The 11,241-nt window shown below is 74.7% G+C and carries 7 protein-coding genes; 5 read left to right on the forward strand and 2 right to left on the reverse strand.

The features are described from left to right. Positions 1-45 precede the first annotated feature (45 nt). The gene (gene eccCb / locus AC5L36_RS02535) at positions 46-3,909 is read right to left on the reverse strand and encodes a type VII secretion protein EccCb (protein WP_441220032.1); all 3,864 of its coding nucleotides are present in this window, start codon (positions 3,907-3,909) and stop codon (positions 46-48) included. A gap of 59 nt (positions 3,910-3,968) precedes the next feature. Between eccCb and eccD the strand changes: the two genes are divergently transcribed. Then, a complete protein-coding gene (gene eccD / locus AC5L36_RS02540) occupies positions 3,969-5,282 on the forward strand; it encodes a type VII secretion integral membrane protein EccD (RefSeq protein ID WP_441220033.1) in 1,314 nt (437 codons plus the stop codon). A 22-nt stretch (positions 5,283-5,304) separates the two neighbouring features. On the opposite strand, the gene AC5L36_RS02545 is transcribed toward eccD, so the two are convergent. Next, positions 5,305-5,811 carry an inorganic diphosphatase gene (locus AC5L36_RS02545; protein ID WP_441220034.1) on the reverse strand — a complete coding sequence of 169 codons (507 nt, stop codon included), beginning with the start codon at positions 5,809-5,811 and terminating at the stop codon, positions 5,305-5,307. A gap of 348 nt (positions 5,812-6,159) precedes the next feature. On the opposite strand from AC5L36_RS02545, the gene dacB reads away from it, so the two are divergent. The 4 genes from dacB to AC5L36_RS02565 are packed head-to-tail and all read left to right on the forward strand — an operon-like array spanning position 6,160 to position 11,229. Then, entirely contained in the window at positions 6,160-7,611 is a 1,452-nt protein-coding gene (gene dacB, locus AC5L36_RS02550; protein ID WP_441220215.1) for a D-alanyl-D-alanine carboxypeptidase/D-alanyl-D-alanine endopeptidase, read from the forward strand. Between the two features lie 18 nt (positions 7,612-7,629). Continuing rightward, positions 7,630-8,682, forward strand: a complete 1,053-nt coding sequence (locus AC5L36_RS02555; protein WP_441220035.1) for a zinc-dependent metalloprotease — start codon at positions 7,630-7,632, stop codon at positions 8,680-8,682. 10 nt (positions 8,683-8,692) lie between these two features. Next, a complete protein-coding gene (gene tilS, locus AC5L36_RS02560; protein WP_441220036.1) occupies positions 8,693-9,661 on the forward strand; it encodes a tRNA lysidine(34) synthetase TilS in 969 nt (322 codons plus the stop codon). Continuing rightward, positions 9,658-11,229: a gamma-glutamyltransferase family protein gene (locus AC5L36_RS02565; RefSeq protein ID WP_441220037.1), complete on the forward strand. Its 1,572-nt coding sequence runs from the start codon at positions 9,658-9,660 to the stop codon at positions 11,227-11,229. Before tilS ends, AC5L36_RS02565 begins: the two co-directional genes overlap by 4 nt. Positions 11,230-11,241 lie beyond the last annotated feature (12 nt).

Here is an 11,241-nt window from a genome sequence, read left to right on the forward strand (position 1 = left end):
GTCCACTGGGTCCACCCCGAAAAGATCTAAGGCTGACACAAAGGATCACGGAACGGTCGGTAGGTAGGCGAGCTGCACCAGCCGGACCCCCTCGCGGCGGGTAACCAGGCGGCCGCGGCCCGGCGGCAGCGGCTCCGGCCGCACGCCGCCGACCAGCGCACCCTCCTCTTTGTCGCCGGACATCACCAGACCGGGTGACGCAAGCTCGCGGAGCCGCTGGATCACCGGCTCGTAGAGCGCCCGGGACGCGCCGCCCGACCGGCGGGTCAGGACGAGATGCAGGCCGACGTCGCGCGCTTGGGGCAGGTGCTCGACGAGCGGCAGCAGCGGGTTGACCGGTGCGGCCGCGACGAGGTCGTAGTCGTCCACCAGCACGAACAGCTCCGGCCCGGTCCACCACGACCGGTCGCGCAGCTGCTGCGGCGTGACGTCCGGCCCGGGCAGGCGCCGCCGCATGTAGCCGTCGACCGACTCGATCAGCTGGCCGGTGGTGGCGGCCGTCGTGCCGTACCCGATCAGGTGATCGGAGTCGATCGCGCCGAGCAGGCTGCGCCGGTAGTCGACGAGGATCAGTCGGGCCTGCTCCGGCGCGAAGCGGCGGGTTATCGACGTGGCCAGCGCCCGCAGGAACGACGACTTGCCGCACTCCGCGTCGCCGAAGAGCAGCAGGTGCGGGTCGCTGCCGAAGTCCACATCGACCGGCCGCAGGTCGGCTTCGGCGATGCCGATCGGCAACCGGAGGCCGGCCCCGCTCGACAGGTCAAGGTCGTCGTACGGCAGGACCGGCGGCAGCAGTCGCACCCGGGGCGCGGGCGGCCCGGGCCAGCCGGCCGCGATGGCCCGCACCAGTGCGGCCGGGTCGCCGTCGAGCGCGGAGAGCGCCGGCAGTGCGGTGAGCAGGTGGCGCCCCTCGGCCGTGATGCCGCGTCCGGGCACCTTCTCCGGGACGGTCAGCGCGGCCCGCCGGGAGACGAGCGAGTCGGTCGGGTCGCCCAGCCGCAGCTCCACGCGGGAGCCGAAGAGGTCGCGGATCGGCGGCCGGAAGTCAATCCAGCGCGAGGCGGCGGCCACGACGTGTACCCCGTAGGAGAGCCCACGGGTGGCGATGTCGGTGACCATCGGCTCCAGGTCGTCGTAGTCGCCACGCAGGGTGGCCCACCCGTCCACCACCAGGAAGACGTGGCCGTCGACCGGCGCGCCCGACTCCCGCTGGGCGAGGAGGGCGGCGACGTCGCCGACCGTGCGCCGTACGGCCTCGGCGTCCAGCCGCCCGGCCACCCCACCCACGTGCGGCAGGTCGCGGAGCAGGGCGAGCGAGCCGCCGCCGAAGTCGAGGCAGTAGATCCGAACCTCGGTGGGCGAGTGGGTGAGCGCGAGGCCGCAGAGCAGCGTGCGGAGGACGGTCGACTTGCCGCTCTGCGGCCCGCCCACGACCGCGACGTGGCCGGCCGCGCCGTCGAGGGCCAGCCACAGCACGTCGCGGCGCTGCTCGAACGGATTGTCGATCACGGCGACCGGCACCTGGAGCGCGCCGCGCAGGTCGGGGTTGGCGACGGTGAGGCCGCGGGCCGGGTCGCTGCCGACCGAGCCGAGCAGCTCGTCGAGTGCGGGCGGGCGGGACAGCGGCGGCAGCCACACCCGGTGTGCCGGCGGCCCTTGCCCGGCCAGCCGCTCGACCAGCAGCTCCAGCAGGCTCGGGCCGCCCTCGGCGGGTGGCGTGGCCGGCGTCGGTGCCGGGACGTAGTGGGTGCCGTACGGCAGCACCCGGGGACGCCCGGCTCGCGCCGCCGGCAGCCGGTCGCCAGGGCGGCGGAACGGGCCGGAGACGTACGCCGCCTTGAACCGCACCAGCGGCTCGGTGCCCGCCTTCAGGAACCCGTGGCCGGGTGAGCGGGGCAGCTCGTACGCGTCCGGTACGCCCAGCACGGATCGCGATTCAAGGGACGAGAACGTGCGTAACCCGATCCGGTACGACAGGTGGGTGTCCAGCCCGCGCAGCCGCCCTTCCTCGAGCCGCTGCGAGGCGAGCAGCAGGTGTACGCCCAGCGAGCGGCCCAACCGTCCGATCTGGAGGAACAGGTCGATGAAGTCGGGCTTGGCGGCGAGCAGCTCGGCGAACTCGTCGCAGACGAGCAGCAGGTAAGGCAGCTTCCCGTACTCGCGGACGTTGGACACGCCCGCGCGCCGCAGCAGCTCCTGCCGGCGCACGATCTCGCCGTTGAGGGCGTCGGTCATGCGGTCGACCAGCGGCAGCTCGTCGGCGAGGTTGGTGATCACGGCGGCGGTGTGCGGCAGCCGGTCGAGCGCCGCGAACGTGGCCCCGCCCTTGTAGTCGACGAGCACGAAGTTGAGCTCTTCGGAGGAGTGCGTCGCGGCGAGCCCGAGCACGAGCGTGCGCAGCAGCTCGGACTTGCCCGATCCGGTAGCGCCGACGAGCAGCCCGTGCGGGCCCATGCCGTCCTGCGCCGACTCCTTCAGGTCGAGCTCGACCGGCCGGCCCGCGGGGGTGACGCCGATCGGCACGCGCAGGCGGTCGCGTGCGGCCCGGGGCTGGCTCAACCCGGACCTGGGCGCGGAGCGGCCAGCTCGGATTGAGCCGGCATCCGGGGCCGAAGCGAGCGGAGCGAGCCAGCCAGCAGAGCCCCGGGGTGGTGGCGGCGCGTCGAGGTCGCCGAGGCCGAGCAGCTCGGCCGGTGCCGGCTCGGCCGCGGCCGGCGGTTCCTCGGCGTCGGCGGGCGCCGCGAGGCGGTACGGCGCGAGCCGCCGGGCCACCGCCTCCGCCTCCACCGCCGTCAGCCCGTCGGCGTGCCCGATGCCGGCCGGGCCGTCGCCGGAGTCGACGAGCAGGTGCCCGTCCTCGCCAACCGACAGCACAAGCGTCGACGGATCGAGCAGGCGCGGCGGCGGATCGTCGAGGTCCAGAAAGGACACTCCGTCGATGCCGCCATCCTGGCTCCAGGAGGCGCCGTCGAGCACGACGACCACGTGCGGCCCTTCGCTCGCCGCGCCGCCGGCGAACCGCGGCCGGCTCCCCACCACGTCGCCCAGCAGCCGCTCCAGCTCCGGGCCCGAGCCGGCGACGAGCCGCACCGGGCCTAGCGCGTCGGTGCGCGTGGGGTGCTGGGCGTGCGGCAGCCATTTGACCCACTCCCATATGGCCCGCCGCTCCGGCCCGGCGCAGACCGCGATCCGCAGGTCGTCGGGCGCGTGGAAGACGGACAGCTGCATGACCATCGCGCGAACCAGCGCCGACGCGTCGCCGCGCAGGTGGATCCGGGCGAAGCCGCGCAGCGACAGCGCCACTGGCAGGTCGGGCACCACCGAGTACGCGTCGAGGAAGCGCCGCAGCGCGCCGGCGGTCATCGGTTCGAGGTCGTCGGGCGTGCGGGTGACCGGGGGCACCAGGGGGGTGGCCAGCGCCTGCGGGCCGGCGCCGACGCGTACCACCCCGAAGTCCGGGTCGGCAGGCCGCCGCTCCCACAGCCGATGACTGGCCACAGTGGACCACAGCCGCTCCGGCTCCGGGTGGCGGTAGGCGAGCCCGGCCCGCTGGCGCGCGACGGTCTCGCGGGCCCGGCGGCGGAGGCCGGCCAGATGGCGGAGGTAGTCGCGGCGGGCCGCCATCATCTCGGCCTTCTTCGGCCCGCCCGCGCCGCCCCAGGAGGCGAGCATCGCCAGTGAGGAGACGCCGAAGAGCGCGCCCACGACGTACGAGTACGGCCCGCCGCCCCGCCCCATCAGCATCGCCATCGCGACGCCGCCGCCGAGCATCGGCAGCACCACCATGAGCTGCTGCCAGCGGGCACCAGCCACCTGCGGGATCTCCGGCGGCGGCCCCACGTGCAACTCGCCGGAGGGGATCTCGGGTGCCGGCCTGCGGGCCGACCGTCGCAAGGGGACAGTCGCCACGATGGGTCACCTCCCAGACGCACATCGTAGGTAAACTCGCGCGGAATGGAGGACCCTCGATGACTGCCGGACTGGCCCGGGTCACGATCAGTACGCCACGGCGGCGGCTCGACGTCGCCCTGCCCGAGCAGGTGCCGGTGGCCGAGTTGCTGCCGGAGGTGCTGCGGCACGCCGGTGACGGGCTCGCCGACGACGGCGAGCGGCACGGTGGATGGATCCTGCGCCGCGCGGACGGCGCGGCGTTGTCGGCTGGTCAAGCTTTGTTGCCCCAGGGGGTACGCGACGGGGAGCTGCTCTTCCTGCTGCCCGCGCGGGTCCGGTGGGCCGAGCCGGCGTACGACGACGTGGTCGAGGCGATCGCGGACGGCGCGCGACGCCGGGGCGCTTCCTGGTCGCCGGGCGCCACGCGGGTCGCCGGCCTGGCGGCAGCCGGCGCGCCGCTCGCGCTGGGGCTCGCCGCCGCGGTGCGTGCCACGCCACCGTGGCATCTCGTGCCGGCCGTCGTTGCCGCGCTGCTGCTCGTGGCCGGCGCGGTGGTGGCACGCGCGCGGCGCGACGGATTGACCGGCGCCGCCCTCGCCGGCTACGCCCTGCCGTACGCGTTCGCGGCCGGCGCGCTGCTGGCCGGGTCGGGACGTCCGGCGCAGGCGCTGGCCGGCTCGGCCGCGTTGCTCGTCGCGTCCCTCCTCGGCGCCGCCGGCGTGGCGGCCCACCTGCGGGTCTTCGTCGCCGGGGGCACGGCCGGCCTGCTCGGCGGGCTGTCCGCACTGGCCGCGCTGGGCGGCCTCACGCCGCACGGTGCGGCCGCCGTCCTGCTGGCCGTGCTCGCCTGCGGAGTCGGCGCCCTGCCGCTGCTCGCGATCCGCCTCGGCCGGTTGCCGCTGCCGCCGGTCACATCGCCGGTCACTTCGCCGCCGGACCCGGCCGGTGTAGAGGTGGCCGCGGAGCGCACCGAGGAGATCCTCACCGGTCTGCTGGCCGGCCTCGCGGTCCTCGCCGTCGCGGCGTCCGCGGTCCTGGTCACCACCGGCGGCCTCGCCGGCCGGCTGCTCGTCGGGGTCGCGGCCGCCGGCCTGCTGCTGCGCGCCCGGCTGTTCGCCGCCGTGCACCACCGCGTGCCCCTTGTCGCCGCCGGGCTCGGCGGTGCGGTCGCGGCCGGCGCCGCCCTGCTGGCCACCGGCGACGAGCCGATGCTCCTCGCGGTCGCGGCCGGCGGCACGCTCGCGGCGCTCGCCGCCGCCGCGTACGCGCATCGGCCGCCCTCGCCCTACCTGGGCCGGGCGGCCGACGTGCTGGATACGGCGCTCGTGGTCTGCGTGGTGCCGGTCGCGTGCGCGGTGCTCGACCTCTACGCCGCCGTCCGCGACCTGTGAGGCGACGGCAGTCGGATATCCGTCAGTGGGACGTTTCGCCCTCGGCCGCCGCGTCTTGGGCCCGCCGGTAGGAGGCGCGGATCTCCGCCTCGGCCTCCGTCCGCCCGACCCAAGTGGCACCTTCGACCGACTTGCCCGGTTCGAGGTCTTTGTAGACCTCGAAGAAGTGCTGGATCTCCAGCCGGTCGAACTCGCCCAGGTGGTGGATGTCGCGCAGGTGCTCCTGCCGCGGGTCTTCGAACGGGACGCACAGGACCTTGTCGTCGCCGCCCTTCTCGTCCTTCATCCGGAACATGCCGATGGTGCGGCACCGGATGAGGCAGCCTGGGAAGGTCGGCTCCTGCACCAGCACCAGCGCGTCCAGCGGGTCGCCGTCAGCGCCGAGCGTGCCCTCGATGAAGCCGTAGTCGGCCGGATACTGCGTCGCGGTGAAGAGCGTGCGGTCCAGCCTGATGCGGCCGGTCACGTGGTCCACCTCGTACTTGTTTCGGTGACCTTTGGGGATCTCAACCGTTACGTCGAAATCCATCTCACGCTCCCCAATCTCGCCGCCCAAGTGTCGTGATGTTGCCCCATCAGATCGGGCTGGCGAACGCCGCATAGTGTTCGGACGCAAGTATCGTCGCCTAGACCGGATGACACGAATGAGGAGGGGCCGGTGGGGAGGCAAGATTCACAGCACGGCCCCGGAGACGAGACCATCCGGTTGCCGGTGACCCCGCCCGAGCAGACCCAGACGATCCGGCTGCCCTCCTTCTTCCCCCCGCCGTCCGCGCCGCACAAGCCGCAGCCGGCGCCGCCCGCACTCCCGCCCGGGGAGGGTGGCGCGCGGCCGCCGGAAAAGAAGCGGCGGCGCGGCCTGCTGGCCACGTTCATCGTGGTCGTGCTGCTCCTCGCCGGGCTCGTGGCCGGCGCGGCGATCGTCCGCCCCGGCCCGGTCGACGAGTGGCTGGGCGGCGACGCGAGCGAGCCCACCGCGACCGCGGCCGCCCCCGAGACGCCCGACCCGCCGCCCGCTCCGGTGCTCGTCGCCTCGGCCTCCGACATCCCGGCGCCGACCGCCGCGGGCGTGAAGGCGGCGCTCGACCCGGTCGTGGCCGCCGCCGGGCTCGGCAGCAGCCTCAATATCGCGGTGGTCGACGCGGCGACCGGCGACCAGCTGTACTCGCGCGGTCCCGACGTGCCGACCACACCCGCCTCGACCACCAAGCTGGCCACCGCCGCCGCCGTGCTGGCCACGCGCGGGCCGGCCTACCGGATCCCGACCCGGGTCGTCGCCGGCGCCAAGCCCGGCGAGGTGGTGATCATCGGCGGCGGCGACGCGACGCTGTCGGCCGGCGCCACTGGCACCTACGCCGGCGCGGGCCGGCTCGACCAGCTCGCCAAGCAGGTCAAGACCGCCCTCGGCGGGGCCGCACCGACGCGGGTCGTCGTCGACTCGACGCTGTTCACCGGCCCGGCGTTCGAGCCGAGCTGGGACCCGGACGTGCCGACCGGCGGGTTCGGGGCGGCGACCACGGCCCTGATGACCAACGGTGCGCGGGTCAACCCCAAGATCACCCACGGGTACGCCGAGCGCTACTCGCAGCCGGACCTCGCCGCGGGCCAGGCGTTCGCACGGGCCCTCGGCCTGAAGGCGTCGGCGGTGACCCGCGGCAAGGCACCGGCCGGCGCGCCGGGTGCGGCCGACGCGACCGCCACGCCCAGCCCCGAGACCACCCAGGCCGCGGCCGGCACCGCACCGGCGCCCGGCACCGAGCTGGGCAAGGTGGAGTCGCCGCCGATCCTCCGCCTCGTCGAGATCATGCTGGTCGACAGCGACAACGTGGTGGCCGAGTCGCTGGCCCGGCAGGTCGCACTCGCCAAGGACCTGCCCGCGTCGTACGCGGGTGGCGCGGCCGCCACAAAGGCCGTACTCGCGGATCTCGGCCTGCCCGCCGCGGAGATCGCGCTTTCGGACGGCAGTGGCCTGTCCCGGAAGAACAGGCTCACCCCCTCGGTCCTCACCGGCGTGCTGCGGCTCGCCGCCAGCGGCTCGCACCCCGAGGTGGCCGGGTTGCTGGCCGGCCTGCCGGTCGGCGCCTGGTCGGGCACGCTGCGTGAGCGCTACCGCAATCCCGCCGCCGACGGCAAGGTGGGCGCCGGCGTGGTCCGGGCCAAGACCGGCACGCTCGCCGGGGTCAACGCCATCTCCGGTGTGGTGACCACCGCCGACGGCCGCCTGCTGGCATTCGCTGTGCTGGCCGACAAGGTGCCGGTCGGCAAAGACCGCGCCGAGGCCGGCCTCGACAAGATCGCCAACGCGTTGGCGAAATGCGGTTGTGGGTAGTCCGAGTACCTTGGGGTGATGGCGCAGTTCGTGGACTGGGACCTGGCCGCCGCCACCGCGGGCGCGCTGGGCAAGGCGGGCCCGAGAGTCTCGTACGACGAGGCCACCGACGTCGTCGCCGATCTACGGCGACTGACCGATGAGGCGGCGGAGATCGTCTCCTCCTACACGGGGCTGCGGTCCCAGGTCGCCCACCCTCCGGTGCAGGTCGTCGACCGCAAAGACTGGGCGGCGATCAACATCGCCGGCCTCCGCGAGGTGGTCACCCCGCTGGTGAGCCGGCTGGCCGGTGACAAGCAGCCGGGCGTGTTCACCGACGCCATCGGCTCGCGCCTGACCGGCGTGCAGGCCGGCACCGTGCTGGCCTACCTCTCCGGGCGGGTCCTCGGGCAGTACGAGGTCTTCTCCTCCGACCCCGGCCAGCTGCTCCTCGTCGCGCCCAACATCGTCGAGGTCGAGCGCAAGCTCCAGGCCGACTCCCGCGACTTCCGGCTCTGGGTGTGCCTGCACGAGGTCACCCACCGCACCCAGTTCACCTCGGTCCCGTGGATGCGTGGCCACTTCTTCGGCGAGGTGCAGGCCTTCGTCGATGCCTCGCAGGCGGGCAGCGAGCACTTCCTCGAGCGGATCCGCCGCAGCGTCGCGACCCTCTCCGAGGCGGTGCGCAACCCCGACAGCCGGGTCAGCGTGCTCGACCTCGTGCAGACCCCCGGGCAGCGCGCCGTCCTCGACCGGCTCACCGCGCTGATGACGCTGCTGGAAGGGCACGCCGAGTTCGTGATGGACGGCGTCGGCCCCGAGGTGATCCCGAGCGTCGAGCAGATCCGATCCAAGTTCAACCGGCGCCGCGAGGGGGGCACCCCGCTGGAAAAGACGATCCGCAAGCTGCTCGGCGTCGACGTGAAGATGCGGCAGTACGCGGAGGGTCGCAAGTTCGTGCACGGGGTGGTCGAGCGGGTCGGCATGGCCGGCTTCAACAAGGTCTTCAGCTCGCCGCTCACCCTGCCCCGCGTCGAGGAGCTGGGCGACCCGGACGCCTGGGTGGCGCGGGTCCACCCCCAGGCCGGCTGACCCGGCGTACATGGCCGCGCTCGCGCCGCCGGTCGCCGCCGTCCGCACCGCGGTCAGGCAGGCGTTGCGCGGGATGGGCGGCACCGTGCTCGTGGCCTGCTCCGGCGGTGCCGACTCGCTGGCCCTCGCGGCGGCGGCCGCGTTCGTCGCCCCGCGCGAAGGGCTGGCGGCTGGGCTGGTGACCGTCGACCACGGGCTTCAGGCCGGCTCCGCCGAGCGGGCCGCCGCCGTGGCGTCCTGGGCGACCTCGGCCGGCCTGGCGCCGGTGGAGGTCGCGACCGTCACCGTGTCCGGCCAGGGTGGTCCGGAGGCGGCCGCCCGAGACGCGCGCTACGCGGCCCTGATCGCCGCGGCGACCCGGCTGGGTGCGAGCGCGGTGCTGCTCGGGCACACCCGCGACGACCAGGCGGAGACCGTGTTGCTGGCCCTGGCGCGCGGATCCGGGCCGCGCGGGATGGCCGGCATGCCGAGCCGGCGTGAGGTGGACGGCGTGGCCCTGCTGCGCCCGCTGCTCGACGTCTCCCGCGACGAGACCCGCAAGGCCTGCGCCGCGCTGGGCCTCAGCCCGTGGGACGACCCGCACAACGCGGACCCGGCGTACGCCCGCGCAAGGGTCCGGTCCAGTGCGCTGCCGGCCCTTGTCGAGGCGCTCGGCGCGGGCGTGGTCGACAACTTGGCCCGGACGGCCCCCCTGCTCGCCGCCGACGCCGCGGCGCTCGACGAGATCGCGGCGGCCGCGCTGGAGCGGGCCCGCCGCCTGGAGGGCGCCCTCGACGTCGGCGAGCTGGAGCGGCTGCCGGACGCCGTACGCACCCGCGTGCTGCACGCGTGGGCCCGTGAGCGCGGCGCACCGCCCGCGGCCCTCTCCCACCGCCACGTCGCGGCGCTCGACGCGCTCGTCGTCGCGTGGCGTGGTCAGGGCCCGGTGCATCTGCCCGGTGGCCTTCCCGTGGCCCGGCGGGGCACCCTGATCAGGTGATCATTCACCGGCACAAGCCGCTGTACGCCCCGCGTGGTGTCGTCGCCACAAGCCAGCCGCTCGCCGCGACCGCCGGCCTCGACGTGCTGCGGCGCGGCGGCAACGCGGTCGACGCGGCGATCGCCACCGCCGTCGCCCTGACCGTCGTGCAGCCCGGCTCCAACGACATCGGCGGAGACCTGTTCGCGATCGTCTGGGACGGCAACCGCCTGCACGGCCTCAACGCCTCCGGCCGCTCGCCCGCCGCCCTCACCGCCGACCGGGTGCCGGGCGGCATGCCGGAGCGGGGCTGGCTGCCGGTCACCGTGCCGGGCGCACCGGCGGGCTGGCGCGACCTGCACGCCCGCTTCGGCGCGCTGCCCTTCGCCGACCTCTTCACCGACGCGATCGCGTACGCCGAGCGTGGCTACCCGGTCTCGCCGGAGATCGCCCGCGCCTGGGCCCGCTCGGTGGCGCAGTACGCGCGCATGTCCGGTCCGGAGTACACCGAGTGGGGCCGGATCTTCACGGTCGACGGTGGACGGTCACCCAGGGCGGGCGAGCGTTGGGCGAACCCCGGCGCCGCGGGCACGCTGCGGCTGATCGCGGAGACCGGCGCGGAGGCGTTCTACACCGGTGCGGTGGCCGCCGCCCTGTCCGACCACGCCGCCCGGACCGGTGGGCTGATCACCGCCGCTGATCTGGGGGCACACGCGTCAAGCTGGGTCGATCCGATCTCCGTCAGCTATCGCGGGCACGAGGTCTGGGAGCTGCCACCCAACGGCCAGGGCGTGGCCACGCTCGTCGCGCTGGGCATCCTCGACGGCGTCGACCTTGCCGCGCTGCCGGCCGCCGAGCGCCTGCACTGGCAGATCGAGGCGATGAAGCTCGGCTTCGCGGACGCGTTCGCCTACGTGGCCGACCCCGATCGGGCGACCGTGCCGCCGTCGGCGCTGCTCGACCCCGAGTACCTTGCCGCGCGCCGGTCCGAGATCGGCGAACGGGCCGCGGTCCCGGCGCCCGGCGAGCCGGCTCGTGGCGGCACCGTCTACCTGTGCGCCGCCGACGCGGACGGGCTGATGGTCAGCCTCATCCAGTCCAACTACATGGGCTTCGGGTCGTTCGTCGCCGTGCCGGGCTACGGCTTCGGCCTGCAAAACCGCGGCCTGGGTTTCCGCGCCGAGCCGGATCACCCGAACGGTATTGGGCCGGGCCGGCGCCCGTTCCACACGATCATCCCGGGCTTCCTCACCCGTGGTGGGGCACCGGTCGGCCCGTTCGGGGTGATGGGCGGGCACATGCAGCCGCAGGGTCACCTCCAGGTGATCACGTCCACCGTGGACGGCCTGGACCCGCAGGCGGCGCTCGGCGCACCCCGCTGGTACTGGCAGTCCGGCCGGGCGGTGCTCGTCGAGGACGGCCTGGCCGGCGCCGACGCGATCGCCGAGCTGGAGCGCCGCGGGCACGAGATCACCGTCGAACGCGAGCCCTCCACCTTCGGGTACGGCCAGGCGATCTGGTGTCTGCCGGATGGCGGATACGTGGCCGGCTCGGAACCGCGCGCGGATGGTTGCGCCGTCGGCTACTGACGGCCGTGCCGT

It is taken from the genome of Phytohabitans sp. LZ39 (assembly GCF_059359075.1).

Excerpts from the sequence above, each read along its gene's own strand:
- eccD (WP_441220033.1), top strand. The coding sequence starts at position 3,969 with ATGACTGCCGGACTGGCCCGGGTCACGATCAGTACGCCACGGCGGCGG.
- AC5L36_RS02545 (WP_441220034.1), bottom strand. The coding sequence starts at position 5,811 with ATGGATTTCGACGTAACGGTTGAGATCCCCAAAGGTCACCGAAACAAG.
- AC5L36_RS02555 (WP_441220035.1), top strand. The coding sequence starts at position 7,630 with ATGGCGCAGTTCGTGGACTGGGACCTGGCCGCCGCCACCGCGGGCGCG.
- tilS (WP_441220036.1), top strand. The coding sequence starts at position 8,693 with ATGGCCGCGCTCGCGCCGCCGGTCGCCGCCGTCCGCACCGCGGTCAGG.